We start from the raw sequence: 14,910 nt of genomic DNA, 5'->3' as shown, positions 1-14,910 counted from the left end.
TGGCTCACTTGTCCAGTCCGAAGTCCCGCAGACCGGCCGCGACCTCCTCGATCCCCTCGATCGTTCGGATGGACGGGTTCATCGCCTGGCCGGACAGCAGGACGTATCGCTTCTTCTTCACAGCGGTCAGGTTGCGGGTGGCGGGGTTGGTCTCCAGGAAGCGGATCTTGGCCGCTGCGGTCTCCGCGGTCTGCTGCTTGCGGGTCAGGTCACCGATCACGATGACGTCGGGGTCACGGTCGGCGACGGTCTCCCAGCCGATCTGCGGCCATTCGTCGTGGGTGTCGGCGAAGGCGTTCCTCGCACCGACGGCACGGGTGATGGCGCCCGGCGCGCCGCAGCAGCCGGCCAGGTACGGGGACTGGGAGTTGGCGAACCAGTACATCAGGGAGACGTCCGAAGCGCGCAGTCCGGCGGTGGCCGTCCCCACCCGCTGCTTCAGCGAGGCGACGAGCTTCTCACCGCGCTCTCCTACTCCGAACGCCCGGGCCAGGTCCCGTATCTCGCCGTAAACGGCGTCGAGGGTGAGCGGCTCGCTGCGCGATCCGTCGCCGCCGCTGTCGTTGTCCTTGCCCGCGGAGCAGTCGGACGGCGAGACGTACGTGGGCACGCCGAGCTTCTCGAACTGCTCGCGGGTGGCGACCCCGCCCTTGCCCAGAGTGGAGACGAACGAGGCGGTCACGAAGTCGGGTTCGGCATCCAGGACCTTCTCGAACGAAGGCGCGTTGTCCGCGAGCCTCGGCACGGACGCGTTGGCCTTCCCAAGGCCCTTCATCACCGGATCGGTCCATGTCGCCGTACCCGCCATACGGCCGGCCAGGCCCAGGGAGAGCAGGATCTCGGTGGTGCCCTGGTTGAGGGAGACGGCCCGCTTCGGGGCCGACTTGAGGGTGACCTTCCGGCCACAGTCGTCGATGGTGACCGGGTAGCCGACGGCTGAGGTCTTCTGTGACTTCACGTCTCCGCCGCCGGAGGAGCCACAGGCGGTGAGCAGCAGGGCCGACGCCATCAGAAGCGCCGGAATACGGTGAACGGTGCGGAGCACGGGCATGCCTTTGGGGTCGGGGCTCGTACGCGGAGCCTGGCCTACGGACGTTCCTCCGCGCCGGGGCGCGGCGGTGCCAGCAGGTCTTCGGACTCGGGTTCGTCCGGCCGGGGCGCCTTCCCGGTCTCCCAGTGGCGTCGTGCCCCGCCCGTCCCCCTCACCGCTGCGCGTCAGTTCCGGGTTCGCACCGGATTCCCTGGCCTCGGTTGTGGCTCGACTGGCCCGATGAGGCTATCGCAGTAATCGCCGGGGCAAGTCGTGTGGCCGGTCACGGGATACGGCACGAACGTGCTGGTGTTCTGGTCGATCCGCAGCGGCTGACCGCATGGAAGCGCACGCGCTGGGGGCAGTCGAGGCGTTCGCAGACGCGGCGGCCCATGCCGATGGGGGTGGCGGCGGAGGCACTGGCGAGATCGAGGCCGTCGGAGCGGACGAGGTGGTGGGCGTAACGGATCTGGCAGCCGACGGCGGTGGCGGTGGCGGAAGTCTTGCCGGGTTCGCCCCAGCCGCAGCAGTGCAGGGTGATCCCGCGGGTCGCTGAGGAGCCTTGTCCGCGCTGCCCACCCTTGGCCCGTTTCACACCTGCTCACCCGCGTGTGCCTGCTCACCGTCCGAATGATGGAAGCAACCCTCCGGACTCAGAACCGTCCCCTTACGCTGGCTGGTGCAGCTGGTTCGCCCCGTCCGCCAGGCGGGATGCGTCGCAAGAGGGAACCCGGTGGGAATCCGGGACTGCCCCGCAGCGGTGAGTGGGAACGACCGCCGTCATACGCACTGGACCCGACGTACCGGGTCCGGGAAGCGACGGCCAGTAGATGTCCTCCGTACAGGAGGGCGTGCCCACGAGTCCGAAGACCTGCCAACTGCCCGTGTGCGGACAACTCCGGGCACGGACATCCCGGTGACCTCGTGGGCGGGTCGACGTGCATATCGAGCGGACGGCCGTGGGCCGTTTCCGTCCGGTTCGTCACACCTTCGCGCTCTCGTCCCGTCTCCGGGATCTCAGGGATTCATCTCGCGAAGGAGATCTCCGTGACCACCAAGACCGCAGCCGCGGCAGCACGCGCCACCGTGTACGGCCACCCCCGCCAGGGCGCGAACCGAGAACTGAAGAAGGCCGTCGAGGGCTACTGGAAGGGCCGCGTCACCGCCGGCACCCTCCGCGCGACCGCGGCCGACCTGCGCGCCGCCAACTGGCGCCGGCTCGCCGAGGCCGGCATCCACGAGGTGCCCACCGGTGACTTCTCGTACTACGACCACGTCCTGGACACCACTGTCATGGTCGGCGCGATCCCCGCCCGCCACCGGGTGGCGGTGGCCGTGGACGCCGACGCCCTCGACGGCTACTTCGCCATGGCCCGCGGCACCCAGGACACCGCCCCGTTGGAGATGACCAAGTGGTTCGACACCAACTACCACTACCTGGTACCCGAGTTGAGCCCTGACACGGCTTTCACCGCGAACTCCGCCAAGCAGGTCGCGGAGCTGAAGGAGGCCCTGGCCCTCGGTCTGTCCGCCCGGCCGGTCCTGGTCGGCCCCGTCACCTACCTCCTCCTGGCCAAGGCCGCACCGGGCGTGCCCGCGGACTTCGAGCCGCTCACCCTCCTGGACCGACTGCTCCCGGTGTACGCCGAGGTCCTCGCCGACCTGCGCGCGGCCGGTGCCGAGTGGGTGCAGCTGGACGAGCCCGCCCTGGTGCAGGACCGCACACCGGCCGAGCTGAACGCCGCCACCCGCGCCTACCGCGATCTCGGCGCCCTCACCAACCGCCCCAAGCTGCTGGTCGCCTCCTACTTCGACCGGCTCGGCGACGCCCTGCCGGTGCTGGCCAAGGCCCCGGTCGAGGGGCTGGCCATGGACTTCACCGAGGCGGCGGCAGCCAACCTGGACGCCCTGGCGGCCGTGGGCGGACTACCCGGCAAGCGCCTGGTCGCCGGCGTCGTCAACGGACGCAACATCTGGATCAACGACCTGTCGAAGTCCCTGTCCACCCTCGGCACCCTTCTCGGGCTCGCCGACCGGGTCGACGTGGCCGCCTCCTGTTCCCTTCTCCACGTCCCGCTGGACGCGAAGGCCGAGCGGGACACCGAGCCTCAGATCCTGCGCTGGCTGGCCTTCGCAAGGCAGAAGACCGCCGAGATCGTCACCCTCGCCAAGGGCCTGTCCCAGGGCACCGACACCATCAGCGCCGAATTGGCCGCCAACCGCGCAGACCTGGCCTCCCGCGCCAGTTCGCCGATCACCAACGACTCAACCGTCCGCGCCCGTGCCGAGGCAGTCACCGACACCGACGCCCGCCGCTCCCAGCCGTACGCCGCACGCGCCACCGCCCAGCGCGCCCATCTGGGGCTGCCGCTGCTGCCGACGACCACCATCGGGTCGTTCCCCCAGACCGGTGAACTCCGCGTCGCCCGCGCCGACTTGCGGGCAGGACGAATCGACACGGCCGGTTACGAGGAGCGCATCAAGGCGGAGATCCAGGATGTGGTCACCTTCCAGGAGAAGGCCGGCCTGGACGTCCTCGTACACGGCGAGCCTGAACGCAACGACATGGTCCAGTACTTCGCCGAACAGCTCACCGGCTATCTGGCCACCCAGCACGGCTGGGTCCAGTCCTACGGCACCCGCTACGTCCGCCCGCCGATCCTGGCCGGCGACATCTCGCGGCCCGGGCCGATGACGGTGCGCTGGACGACGTACGCACAGTCCCTCACCGACCGCCCGGTCAAGGGCATGCTCACCGGCCCGGTCACCATGCTCGCCTGGTCCTTCGTCCGCGACGACCAGCCCCTCGCCAAGACCGCACGGCAGGTCGCCCTCGCCCTGCGTGACGAGGTCAACGACCTTGAAACGGCAGGCACTTCGGTCATCCAGGTCGACGAGCCGGCCCTGCGCGAGACACTGCCGCTGCGGGCCGCCGACCACGCCGGGTATCTGGCGTGGGCAACCGAGGCGTTCAGGCTCAGCACCAGCGGAGTGCGGCCGGACACTCAGATCCACACGCACATGTGCTACGCCGAGTTCGGTGACATCATCCAGGCCATCGATGACCTCGACGCCGACGTGATCAGCCTGGAGGCCGCCCGCTCCCGCATGCAGGTGGCGCGTGAGCTCGCCGCACACGGCTATCCGCGGGAGGCCGGACCCGGTGTGTACGACATTCACTCCCCTCGCGTGCCGAGCGCGCAGGAAGCCGCCGAACTGCTGCGCACCGGCCTGAAGGCCATCCCCGCCGAGCGGCTGTGGGTCAACCCCGACTGCGGCCTGAAGACCCGCGGCTGGCCCGAGACCCGCGCCTGCCTGGAGAACCTTGTCACCGCCGCCCGCACGGTCCGCGCGGAACTCTCCACGTCCTGACCGAAAGCCCGGCCGGCCGGGGGAGGACGCGCCCGCCGCGCTCTCCCGGCCCCGGCCCCGGCTCGGGAGAAAGCACCCGCCCATGGCTCTTCGAGTTCATGTCGCCACGCACCACGGCGGCCGAAGCCGGTCTCCGGACCGTGATCCGCCGACTGGAGGCACTGATCCCCACGTTCGTCTCCACCACTACGCCGCCCAGGGCGTGCACAACGTTCTCGCCCTGCGCGGAGACCCGCTCGGTGATCCGCTCGGCCCCTGGCCGAGGCATCCGGACATCCGGACATCCGCAGGGGATCCGGTACGCCGCCGCCGAACCGGTCAGCATCGTCGGGGAGTCGGGAACCGCGGACTCGTTCTCCGACGGGAACCGCTTCCTGACCCCAGCTGTGGCGCACGCCCAACGGCTGCGCTCGGAGGGGGCTGACATCATCGAACTCGGGCCTGCCGCAAGCCATCCGGGAGCACAGCGGGTGCGCACCGACGAGGAGATGAGACGGTTGGACGGTGTCATCGACCAACTGGTCGGCGAGGGCGTCCACCCCAGCCGGAGGACTACGCGCCGTCGACCCCGACCGGCGTACGTCCGTGCCCTGTCCGGTGGAGAACCGCAACCCATGACACAGCCCGTAGGAGCACACTCGTGACCCACCGCGTCACCCTCGTCTCACCCGCGACGAACCCGTCCCTCCGCCAGGCCCGCTTCGACGACGGCACGACGTCCCTGGACAACTCCGGTGCCCTGCAAGCCCGTTCGGCAAGGGGTTCGCTGCCCTCGGGCGCCGGTCTCGTCACCTCGCCGAGCACGCGCTGCCGGGAGACCGCCGCCGCGCTCGGCCTCGCCGTGGAGACAGCCGATGCCGGACCGGCCGGTCTTGACGCGGGCCGCTGGCGGGGCCGTACGCTCGACGAAGTCGGCCGGGACGAACCGGAGGCGTTGACACAGTGGCTCGCCGACCCCGCCTCCGCACCCCACGGCGGCGAGTCGGTGCAGGACCTGTGCCTGCGAGTCGCCCGCTGGCTGGACACCGTGACGGAGTCCGACGGCCTCACCCTGGCCGTGGTGGAACCCGATGTCGTGCGAGCCGCGGTGGTACACGTACTGGGAGCGCCCGTGACGGCCTTCTGGCGTGCCGACGTTCGGCCGCTGACCGCCACCGAGATCAGCGGTCAGGGCGAGCGCTGGAATCTGCGGTTGGGGCACACCCTGCACCCATGAGCGCCACCGGCACTCCCGGCGGATCCGGTTCAGGCGGCCGTATCCCGGTGCCGGCGCAGCAGTTCCGCGATGGCGCACCGCAGGCAGTCGGCATCGAGGGCCCCGGCGACGCACACGGTCGGGCACTCCTCCGACCTCGCCGCACCTGCCGAGGCACCGCACCCCCCGTCCGAAGTCCCGACCAGAGTCTCCAGGTTCCGCAGGAGTTGCTCGGTCCGCTTGGCCTCCAGGGCGAGTACCCGCACACGGGCGCTCTGGCCGCCGATCTGCCGTCGGCTGGCGAGCAGTTGCTCGTACTCCTCGACGGTCAGGGCGACGGCCTCCCGGCCGCCCAGGGTGATATGGCGGGGCTGGGGTCGTCTGGCCACTCGGCTCCTCCGCTGCTCGCCTTCTCCGGCCTCGGCCAATCGGTCGGGCGGGCCTGTTGCGTCGGGCCGGGGTGGATAGGTCATGCCCGTGGTCCGGGCCCGTCGGGTGTCCGAAGAACACGAGAGGGCCCCCGGAACTCGCCTGGTTCCGCGGGCCCTCACTCATGGTCGGATCACGGTCAGCCGGGGGCGGCGACCGCCGAGGCCGGGGCCGCGGTGGCGGGCTTCGGATTCAGCAGCCGCTCGGCCAGTTCCCCGAAGACGAGGCCGAAGCCTCCCCACAGCGTGACCTGTATGGCCAGGGCGGAGAGCCGGAACCGCCACAGGACAGTGGCCGGGAAGTCGCTCGGCACCTCGTTGATGACCGGCAGGAACGCGTAGGCAAGCCCGATCACCAGGGTGAACGCGGCCAACGCGGTGACGGTCGCCCACCAGGTGCCCAGGCGCGGCGCGAGCCGCTTGCCCAGGATGACAGCGGCGATCGCGAGAAGCACACTGAGCAGCATCATCAGGAGGTACAGCGTGGTCCGCTTGCCGATGGTGTCGCCGTTGCCGACCGCCGGCGGGTTGGCCGGGTACTTCAGGAACGGCACGACATAGACCGCGAGGAGCGCGCAACCGGACAGCAACAGCGCGGTTGCTCGCGGGGTGAAGCGACCCACCCGGCCGAGCGCGAAGCAGTAGGCGAGGGCGGCGATGCCGCCGAACGCGACGCCGTAGATGAGGACGCCGGTGGCCAGGCCGGCGGTGGACTGCAGGCTGCGGGAGACGAGTTCGACCTCGTGCTCGTGCGCTGGAGCGTGGGCCCCCTCGAAGCCGATCGCCTTGTCCACGTTCGGTTCACCGAGAAAATAGGCGACGATCAGGGCGAGCACGCCGGCACCGAGGCCGGCGAGCATGCCCCGCACGAGAAGGTTTCTCACCGTTGCGGAGTTCATGGGTGTGCTGGTTTCCCCTCGGGTCAGTGGCAGGGGAAGCCGAGCAGGTGACGGGCGTCGTGCACCCACTCGTGGACGCCCTCGCCGGAGACCACGGACGTAGCCCCCTGCTCGGCGCCGACGAAGTACAGCAGGACCAGCATCAGGATGCCGAAGAAGACCGCCCACGGGGCGATCGCCCCGATCGGCAGTTTGGCGGGGAGAGCGGGGGTGGTGGCGATCGGCGGTGCGACATGCTGCGCCATGGCAGGGCCTCCTCTGGGAGCTCGCGTCCCATCTCGGTGGTGCACATGACGACGGCTACGGGTCTGACTCGCCGCCGCCTCATACGAGGTGGTGGCACACAGTGGCGCGACCGTTCCGGATTCCCACCGGCTTCCGTTTTGCCGTCATCGATATCCAGGTGACGATACCGCCTGACGGGAACATGGCCAATACCGCGCCACCTGGCGTGACCCTTGTCGCGCGGAGGACGTCACACCGCACCGGCCGGCTTCAGCGCAGGGCTGCCACGGCAATCTCGGCCGCGGCCAGGATGCGGTACAGAACGGGGACCGGGATCGCCGGGTTGGTGACCGCCGCGCATGCCGTGTCGCGGTCGTGGAGCAGCCCCGCCAGGACGCGGGCCGGCAGCCGCGGATTGCGTACCGCGGTGCCGCGGACGTAGGACTTCGGGTCGTTCAGCAGCCGCACCGCGTCGGCCGGTGACAGCCGGTGGTCCTCAGCCGCGCGGCGGCGCACCTCTGCCTCGGGATCCCGGGCCAGGCGTGCGACGTCGGCCGGTGTGGACTCCGGATCGTCCAGGGCCAGGCGGCGCATCCGCCCGCTGGGGTCGGCGGTATGACGCAGCAGGCCCGTACGGGGAAAGTTGGGGTGGCTGCGGGGCCCGTCGGGGTGGCTGAGACTGCCGTCCCACCAGCGCCAGACCTCCAGCAGCATGTCGGTCGGCGCGTCCTCGCACGATTCGGCGAGGAACAGACGGACCACCCGGTCCTCGTCCCGCGCCAGGAGCGCCACGACATCCGGCGGGAGGCGCCGGGCGCGGGCCACGCTACGACGGACCAGCGGGTGGGAGGACGCGGCGAGACGGCGCATCACGTCGGCGTCGCCGTGCAGGTCCTTGACCCAGGGAAGGGTGTGCGACATCAATGCCGGGTCGAAGTCGTGGCGCACCGCGGCACGTTGCTCCTCGGTGAGGTCGGGGCGCAGCGCCACCGTGGAGCGGATGTCGTCCTGCGGGTCCTCCGCCAGCACGGCGACGCCGTGCTCGCCCAGGCCCGGGTTGGCGGCCAGCGTCCGACGTACCTTCGCGTCGCCGTCCCGGACCAGCTCGGTCTCCAACTCGGGCGCGAGGCGGCACCGTTCGAGCGCCCGCAGCGGGTCGGGCAGCGCGGCGAAAACCTCGCGAGGCATGGGTACGCGGGTGTGATGGGCGAGCAGCGCAACCGTTCGCACCGCGTCGTCGGTGTCGGCCAGCAGCCGCTCCCGCAACGGTGCGGCGAGGTCCTCCCACCGGGCACAGGCCGCCGCCCGCACCCGGGGATCGGCGTCGGCCGCGAGGTCAGGCAGGTGTCGTGCGGGGAGCCCCGGGAGTTCGGCCGCCCCAGCGCGGGACGGGCCGGCGAGGAGGTCGTCGTACAGGTCCTCGGGGAGTTGGGCGCCCCAGCCGCAGGCGTGCTCCGCCCAGAGCACGCGTCGATCCGGCGACGGCTCTGCGCGCACCAGGCGTACCCACTGATCGGACGTGAGTTTGGGCCGGAAGGTGTCGGCGGGCCTTGACCGCACCCGCGGATCGGGGTGCGCCAAGGCGGCGTCGAGGACGGCGGACCGGTCGCATCCGTGCAGGAAGCCGTCCTCCACATCCAGCAGTCGGATCAGCAGTTCGTCCGTCGCGGCCGGGTTGGACCCGATCCCCGCCGCCCAGTGCAGAGGCCACGGGTCCCGGCCGGGCACCGCCGCCCACACCTCGGCGCGCTCGACCTCGGTCTCGCGCCCGGCGGCCTCGGCAGCCTCCTCCAAACGCTCCGGCAGTCGGTCGAGGGCCGTCACCCGAGGCCCGTCCGCGCCGGGCACCTCCGCCAGCAGTACCTGCCCGTCGAGGGAGAGCGCCACGAACCCAGGGGTGCCGGTCAACTGCGGACCGCCGCTCCCGGCATGCCGAACCCGGGTCCACAAGGAGTCGTTGCCGCCGATCCGGTGCCTCAGGACGGCCACCAGGAACTCCCCTTCGACATCGCAAAGACGGCGCCACCACGCGGCATCGAGCGCTTGGCGGGCCGCACCGTCCGGTGCCGCGATCCCCCGCGCGATCCGCCAGCCGGCCTCCGGCGGGAACAGGCTGCCCGAGGGCACGTCCTCGACGACCGTGAGTCCGGCGTGTGCAAGTAGTTCGTGGAGATTCTCTGGGTGTGGCACGCGGTCATGATCCACGTCGGCTCCCAGCGGGACAAGGCTCTCAGCCCGGGCCCTCGTTCAGGCGCGCGGACAGGTGGTCGGGGGTCGTGCACTTGGAAGCGAAGAGTGCGGGCGGCCTCGGCGGCCTACTCCGGACAGCGCAAAGGTCGTCCGGCCGGGCGAACGGCCCTGGAAGCCCTGTGCCTTGCAGGCAAGGTTCGACAGCGTGCAGAGAGTGACGGATCAGTGTGGGGAACCCGGCCGTCGCTGTGGAGAACCCTGCCGTCACTGCCCTGTTTCGCCGCCATGCGGCAGCAACTCCTCGAACCATCCGGCCTGTCGTCGTCGCGGACGCGCTCGGCGGCTGCCACGGCAACACCACCAGCCGTCTCATCAGAGAGACCGGCGGGGCATCGAACCGGCACGCCCCCGGAGATCAGGTAAGGTCACCGACAGGCTGGCTTCCTCAGGGAGCCAGCCACAGCCGGACACCCGCGCGCACCCGTAGCCGGCTACAGATCCCCAGTCCAGGGATGCCCCGGGTGCACGCGGTCGAGGAGCTCGGCCAAGGTTCCGCGCTGAGCCGGGGACATGTGCGGGACGGTCGCGTCGAAGTCCGACTGATCCTTTCGGCGGGCGTGCTTGGCCTTGAACAGCAGGACCAGTTCGGGCGCCAGATACGGGATACCGTCTTGGGTGCGGTGGATGATGTCGCTGTAGGGAAACCGGATCCTCTCGTCGCGTCGGCAGATCCAGGTGTCGCCGTCGTGCGGTTCACGGAACACGTCGAGCAGGTAGTTGCCGGTGGCCGGCTCGCGCAGCCACGTCTGATGTACGGCGGCCAGCACCTCCGGGGTGGCGTCCTCCCAGATCCGGCCACCGCCCGCCCCGTCGAAGACGTATCCGGGGAAGCGGTGGCGGACCTCGGAAAACCCCGCGGCCGGAATCGCGATCTCGATGTCCCCGTGAGCGCGCGTCTGCCTGCCGCGGAACAGGTCCAGCGCCCAGCCCGCGGCCACACACCAGGGCGTGCCGATCCCGGCCAACTGCTGCGCGACCTCACTCGGGGTCCAGCAGGAAGACCACCTGGTGTGGAGGGCTTCGATCTCGTCAGGTGTCAACTCGATGCCGCCGCTGGGCAGTTGCTCGCTCACCGCTGGAATCTATCAGCGGACTCGAAGGCCGCGGGCCGTGGTCGACGAAGGAGATCAGCGGGACCGCGAGCCGTACGCCGTCGGCGATCGCACAAGGTCACCAGCTGGTTGAACTCCTCTTCGAAACGCCGACAGTTGAACAGCCGAGAGCTGAACAGCCGCGTCCACCAGTACCAAGCCCGGTCGAGCGCCGGGCTGTCCTTCCGTGCTGCCCAGTGGTAGGCGTCAACTTGTGGGCTTCAGGGTGGTGTTGAGGGTGAGGCGGTTGTCGGTGGGGTGGTGGCCTTCGGGGCTGAAGGGCGGGACGGTCGAGGGGAGGCAGTCGGCGATGAACAGGCAGTCGTGGTGGCGGTCTTCGGCGGTGGCGGCGATCAGGGGTTCGCCGTCGGGGGCCCAGATACCGGAGTTGCCCTGGTACTGCCATGCTCCGGCGGGGACCTGTTCCCAGCCGCGGCGGTTGGCGTAGGCGACGAAGAGACGCCAGATACTGGCCATGGCGGGGATGATGTGGCGGGTGGCGTCCTGGTAGGGGACCTGGCTCATGGTGCCGTCGGCCAGGCGGAAGTGCCCGTCGGCGGCGGTGGGCCCGAGGACGACCTGGGCGCCGCGTTCGGCCAGGTACTGGTACAGCGGCGGGAACTCGCACTCGTAGCAGTTGAGCACGCCCACCGCGATGCCGTTCAGGCTGACCACGGGCGGCAGGTCCTGCCCGAAGGAATAGTTGCGCCGCTCGGCGGCCCCGTACAGGTGAGTCTTGCGGTAGTTCGCCTCCACCAGCCCGTCGGCCGTGATCACGCTGATCGAGTCGTAGAAGTCGGTTCCGTCGCGTTCGGGATAAGGCAGGACCACGGCCAGGCCGTTCTCCTTGGCCGCCAGCCGCGCACGCTCGATGGAGGGGCCCTCGCGGTGCTCGGCCAGCTCACGGCACTGCCCGGGGCCGATGGCGTAGCCGGTGGTGTACTTCTCCGGGAACACCACCACCTGGCAGTCGTAGTCCGCCGCCAGCGCGCTCACCTCGACCAGGCGCTCCAGGTTCTGCTCCACCGCCTGCCGGCTGCCGACCGGGCCCTGCCCCTGGTAGAGGGCCACCCGCAAGCCTTCACCGAGAGCGGGTGCCACGCGCGAAGCAGAACGGAAGACGACGCGGACAGGCTGGGTCATCAGCAGGGGATCCCTCCGTGAAGGACGGTCCTGGGTGGCCGCCACTGCGCCAAGAACGATTCACCCCGCCACCGGACACGAAGATCCTCGTCCGGCCCGGACCTCGGTCGACCGGGTGGACGTCCTGCCGTTGCACGAGTTCGGCGCCGTGAAGTACAAGGCCCCGGCATCCCGTTCCCCGCCCCCGACCTGATCGAACGCGTCCGCGTCCGCGCCCGGTTCCGGGCTCAGGGGTCGGCCGGGTACTGGTTACGTCTGCTCCCTGTCGCGGCACCACTCGTGATAGGAGACCACCGCCGTCGGCAGGGTCGGAAAGATCAGGTCCGCCCCGACGGAGTCGGCGAGGCCGTACGCCTTGAGGTCGTTCATGAGGTCCGTCTTGACTCGGGCCAGGGCGAACACGATCCCCCGGTCGGCGAGTTCGCGGCGCAGTTCGTCCACGGCGTCGAGCGCGGTGATGTCGACCTCGACGTTGGCCTCGGTGTTGAGGACGAACCAGTGGACAGGGCCGGTCTGTTCGTCGACGGCGGCCAGGGCACGGCGGTGGAAGTTCTCGGCGTTGGCGAAGAAGAGCGGGGAGTCGTAGCGGTAGACCAACAGGCCGGGGATGGTGCGGGCCGCCGGGTAGTCGTCGATGTCGTGCATGCCGGCGACCCCGGGTACGAGTCCCTCCACGGCGTCGTGCGGGCGGGCCACCCGGATCAGCAGCTCCGCCACCGACAGGCCTACCGCCACGAGGACGCCGTACAGGATGTCCAGGGCCAGCACTCCGGCCAGGCAGCCGAGGGCGAGCAGGAGTTCGCGGCGGCGGAAGGACGCCAGGCGGCGGAAGCCCGCGAGGTCGATCATGCGGACGGCCGCGTAGACGACGAGCGCACCGAGGACGGCGGAGGGCATGCGGGTGAGCAGCTGGCCGAGGAAGAGCAGGACGGCGAGCACGACGGCTCCGGCGACCAGGGAGTAGGCCTGGCTGCGGGCGCCCGCGGAGGAGGCGAGTGCCGTGCGGCTGGCACTGCTGCTGACGGGGAAGCCGTGCAGGAGGCCCGCGCCGAGGTTGGCCGCGCCCAGGGCCAGGAACTCCTGGTTGGCGTCGAGCCCGGGGCCCTCGGTGTTGAACGCCCGCGCGGTGAGGACGAAGTCCGTGTACGCGACCAGGAGTACGCCGAGGGCCGGCAGCACGAGTTCCGGTACCTCGCCGAACTCCGGCCACGCGAGGCCGGGCAGGCCGGAGGGAACGTCGCCGATCACCGGGACGCCGTACCGGCCGTCGAGGTCGAAGGCCGCCGCGGCGGCCGTGCCGAGGACCACGGCGAGCAGCGGGCCGGGAACGGCCCGGCCGTATCTCATGACGGTGAAGAGGAGGACGAGCACGGCGGCGGAGAAGACGACGGTGGCCGTGTGCGCGTCGGGCAGGTGCCGCAGGAAGGACCACAGCTGCGGGAAGAACTCGCTTCCCGTCGTCGCGACTCCCGTGAGTTTCGGCAGCTGGTCCACCATCATGATCAGCGCCACGCCCGTCATGTACCCGATCAGGACGGGCCGGGAGAGCAGGTCCGCGAGGAAGCCCAGACGTACGACTCGTGCGACCAGGCACAGCAGGCCGACCGTGACGGCGAGGGTGGCCGCCAGGGTGGCGTAGCGGCCGGGGTCGCCGACGGCGAGCGGGGCGACCACGGTGGCCGTCATCAGTGCGGTCGTGGACTCCGGGCCCACTGACAGGAGGCGCGCGGAGCCGAGCAGGGCGTACAGGGCGAGGGCGGGCAGGATCGCCCACAGCCCGGCTACCGGGGGCAGTCCGGCCACGCCCGCGTACGCCATGACCTGCGGGACGAGGTAGGCGGCCACGGTGAAGCCGGCCAGCAGGTCGCCCCGCAGCCAGGCACGCCGGTAGCCGAGGAGGACGGCCGCTCCGGGCGCCAGGTGACGCGCCCTCTCCACCCACCCGACCGTGCCGCGTGCCATGAGTCACCCTTCTTCCGTCAGGGCTCATGATCCACCGGCTGCTCCGCGTTGGCGAGAGGCAGCCCGTTCCAGGTGGGTCGCGGAGTGGCCGCCTGCCCGGCACCTCTGCGACGGCTCGCCGAGCACCACGTCGTGTGCGCCGTCCTCTGATCGCCCTGACCGCCACCTCCGGCGGCGACACCCTCGGCCTCGGCCGGCTGCGGGCGAAACTCCCGCTCGTCCGCGGCGGCCGCAGGCTGCGCTGACCGCGGGAGGAGCGGCGGGTCCTGAGCGGGCGCGGGTCCGCCGCCCCGAAGTTCCGGCCGATGGGGCCGGTCGGCCCTTGGCAGGGACCTGCGGCCCGTGCCAGGGGCCTCGTCCTTTGACGAGGCTCGTGTCGGAGCCCCCGATCCAAGAGGTGGAGATCATGACCCGCACCATCACCGTCGGCCTCGTCGGTTCGAGCGAGGGTCTGGCCGCCGCCGAGTGGGCGGCCCGCCTGCTGCTCAGAGGCTCGCCGCGTGGTCGGGGACGTAGGTCTGCAGATCACGCGGCGGACGCTGGTAGCCGGTCGACGGCGGGCGCACGGGCAGCTCCAGCACCGGTGGCGGGACGTCGTCGTAGGGCACCGAGCCGAGCAGGTGCGCGATCATGTTCAGACGGGCCCGTCGCTTGTCGTCACTCTCCACGACGTACCACGGCGCCTCCGAGATGTCCGTGTGCACCAGCATCTCGTCCTTGGCCCGGGAGTACGCCTCCCAGTGGCTGATCGACTCCAGATCCATCGGGGACAGCTTCCAGCGCCGCAGCGGATCCTCCAGGCGGCGCCTGAACCGCTCCTGCTGTTCGGTGTCGCTCACCGAGAACCAGTACTTGCGCAGCACGATCCCGGCCTCGACCAGCATCCGCTCGAAGAGCGGACACTGCCGGAGGAACAGCTGGTACTCCTCCTTGCTGCAGAAACCCATCACGTGCTCGACACCGGCCCGGTTGTACCAACTGCGGTCGAACAGCACGATCTCGCCCGCGGCCGGCAGATGCTCGACGTACCGCTGGAAGTACCACTGCGTGCGCTCACGCTCGGTGGGCTTCGCAAGCGCCGCGATCCGCGCGACACGCGGGTTGAGGTGCTCGGCGACCCGTTTGATCGTGCCGCCCTTGCCCGCCGCGTCCCGGCCCTCGAAGACCACGACCAGCCGGGTGCCCTCGGCCCGTACCCACTCCTGGAGTTTCACCAACTCCGTCTGCAGGCGCAGCAGTTCCTTCTCGTACGCCTTCCGCGGCAGCCTCGCCACGCCCTTCTCGGCCATGCCGCCTCCACCCTCCGACGACCCAC

General features: G+C 70.7%; 12 protein-coding genes, 1 pseudogene and 3 riboswitches. Of the genes and pseudogenes, 3 read left to right on the top strand and 10 right to left on the bottom strand.

Annotated features, from left to right (window positions below):
• Positions 1–4: 4 nt before the first annotated feature.
• The gene (locus tag OHT57_RS45200; RefSeq protein WP_328752801.1) at positions 5–1,051 is read right to left on the bottom strand and encodes an ABC transporter substrate-binding protein; all 1,047 of its coding nucleotides are present in this window, start codon (positions 1,049–1,051) and stop codon (positions 5–7) included.
• Positions 1,052–1,126: 75 nt separating this feature from the next.
• Positions 1,127–1,243: riboswitch (cobalamin riboswitch) on the bottom strand.
• Positions 1,216–1,577, bottom strand: a pseudogene (locus tag OHT57_RS45195) (short-chain fatty acyl-CoA regulator family protein); the annotation flags it as partial. (Overlaps the previous riboswitch by 28 nt.)
• Positions 1,578–1,699: 122 nt before the next feature.
• A riboswitch (cobalamin riboswitch) is annotated at positions 1,700–1,923 on the top strand.
• A gap of 154 nt (positions 1,924–2,077) precedes the next feature.
• On the opposite strand from OHT57_RS45195, the gene metE reads away from it, so the two are divergent.
• From metE to OHT57_RS45180, 3 genes are all read left to right on the top strand, one after another.
• A complete protein-coding gene (gene metE, locus OHT57_RS45190) occupies positions 2,078–4,402 on the top strand; it encodes a 5-methyltetrahydropteroyltriglutamate--homocysteine S-methyltransferase (RefSeq protein ID WP_328752800.1) in 2,325 nt (774 codons plus the stop codon).
• Positions 4,403–4,500: 98 nt separating this feature from the next.
• Complete coding sequence (locus tag OHT57_RS45185; protein ID WP_328752799.1) at positions 4,501–5,046, top strand: dihydropteroate synthase; 546 nt, start codon at positions 4,501–4,503, stop codon at positions 5,044–5,046.
• The gene (locus tag OHT57_RS45180; RefSeq protein WP_328752798.1) at positions 5,043–5,618 is read left to right on the top strand and encodes a histidine phosphatase family protein; all 576 of its coding nucleotides are present in this window, start codon (positions 5,043–5,045) and stop codon (positions 5,616–5,618) included. The genes OHT57_RS45185 and OHT57_RS45180 overlap by 4 nt, the downstream gene beginning before the upstream one ends.
• A gap of 29 nt (positions 5,619–5,647) precedes the next feature.
• Here the strand turns inward: OHT57_RS45180 and OHT57_RS45175 are convergent, their stop codons facing one another.
• The 8 genes from OHT57_RS45175 to ppk2 form a co-directional block, all read right to left on the bottom strand.
• The gene (locus OHT57_RS45175; protein ID WP_328752797.1) at positions 5,648–5,986 is read right to left on the bottom strand and encodes a hypothetical protein; all 339 of its coding nucleotides are present in this window, start codon (positions 5,984–5,986) and stop codon (positions 5,648–5,650) included.
• A gap of 179 nt (positions 5,987–6,165) precedes the next feature.
• A complete protein-coding gene (locus OHT57_RS45170) occupies positions 6,166–6,924 on the bottom strand; it encodes a CbtA family protein (protein ID WP_328752796.1) in 759 nt (252 codons plus the stop codon).
• Positions 6,925–6,947: 23 nt separating this feature from the next.
• A complete protein-coding gene (locus tag OHT57_RS45165) occupies positions 6,948–7,169 on the bottom strand; it encodes a CbtB domain-containing protein (protein ID WP_328752795.1) in 222 nt (73 codons plus the stop codon).
• A 36-nt stretch (positions 7,170–7,205) separates the two neighbouring features.
• A riboswitch (cobalamin riboswitch) is annotated at positions 7,206–7,356 on the bottom strand.
• 63 nt (positions 7,357–7,419) lie between these two features.
• The gene (locus OHT57_RS45160) at positions 7,420–9,339 is read right to left on the bottom strand and encodes a hypothetical protein (protein ID WP_328752794.1); all 1,920 of its coding nucleotides are present in this window, start codon (positions 9,337–9,339) and stop codon (positions 7,420–7,422) included.
• A 491-nt stretch (positions 9,340–9,830) separates the two neighbouring features.
• Positions 9,831–10,472: a nucleotidyltransferase domain-containing protein gene (locus tag OHT57_RS45155; protein ID WP_328752793.1), complete on the bottom strand. Its 642-nt coding sequence runs from the start codon at positions 10,470–10,472 to the stop codon at positions 9,831–9,833.
• Between the two features lie 225 nt (positions 10,473–10,697).
• Positions 10,698–11,633, bottom strand: a complete 936-nt coding sequence (locus OHT57_RS45150) for a nitrilase-related carbon-nitrogen hydrolase (protein WP_328752792.1) — start codon at positions 11,631–11,633, stop codon at positions 10,698–10,700.
• A gap of 249 nt (positions 11,634–11,882) precedes the next feature.
• Positions 11,883–13,595: a SulP family inorganic anion transporter gene (locus OHT57_RS45145; protein WP_328752791.1), complete on the bottom strand. Its 1,713-nt coding sequence runs from the start codon at positions 13,593–13,595 to the stop codon at positions 11,883–11,885.
• A 485-nt stretch (positions 13,596–14,080) separates the two neighbouring features.
• The gene (gene ppk2 / locus OHT57_RS45140; protein WP_328752790.1) at positions 14,081–14,884 is read right to left on the bottom strand and encodes a polyphosphate kinase 2; all 804 of its coding nucleotides are present in this window, start codon (positions 14,882–14,884) and stop codon (positions 14,081–14,083) included.
• Positions 14,885–14,910 lie beyond the last annotated feature (26 nt).

It is taken from the genome of Streptomyces sp. NBC_00285, assembly GCF_036174265.1.
Classification (GTDB): domain Bacteria; phylum Actinomycetota; class Actinomycetes; order Streptomycetales; family Streptomycetaceae; genus Streptomyces.
This window is presented reverse-complemented; position numbering and strand designations above follow the sequence as displayed.

Bases quoted from the DNA above. Each gene is read 5' to 3' on its own strand.
- ppk2 (WP_328752790.1), bottom strand. From the start codon at position 14,884: ATGGCCGAGAAGGGCGTGGCGAGGCTGCCGCGGAAGGCGTACGAGAAG.
- OHT57_RS45170 (WP_328752796.1), bottom strand. From the start codon at position 6,924: ATGAACTCCGCAACGGTGAGAAACCTTCTCGTGCGGGGCATGCTCGCC.
- OHT57_RS45200 (WP_328752801.1), bottom strand. From the start codon at position 1,051: ATGCCCGTGCTCCGCACCGTTCACCGTATTCCGGCGCTTCTGATGGCG.
- OHT57_RS45185 (WP_328752799.1), top strand. From the start codon at position 4,501: ATGTCGCCACGCACCACGGCGGCCGAAGCCGGTCTCCGGACCGTGATC.
- OHT57_RS45165 (WP_328752795.1), bottom strand. From the start codon at position 7,169: ATGGCGCAGCATGTCGCACCGCCGATCGCCACCACCCCCGCTCTCCCC.
- OHT57_RS45145 (WP_328752791.1), bottom strand. From the start codon at position 13,595: ATGGCACGCGGCACGGTCGGGTGGGTGGAGAGGGCGCGTCACCTGGCG.
- OHT57_RS45150 (WP_328752792.1), bottom strand. From the start codon at position 11,633: ATGACCCAGCCTGTCCGCGTCGTCTTCCGTTCTGCTTCGCGCGTGGCA.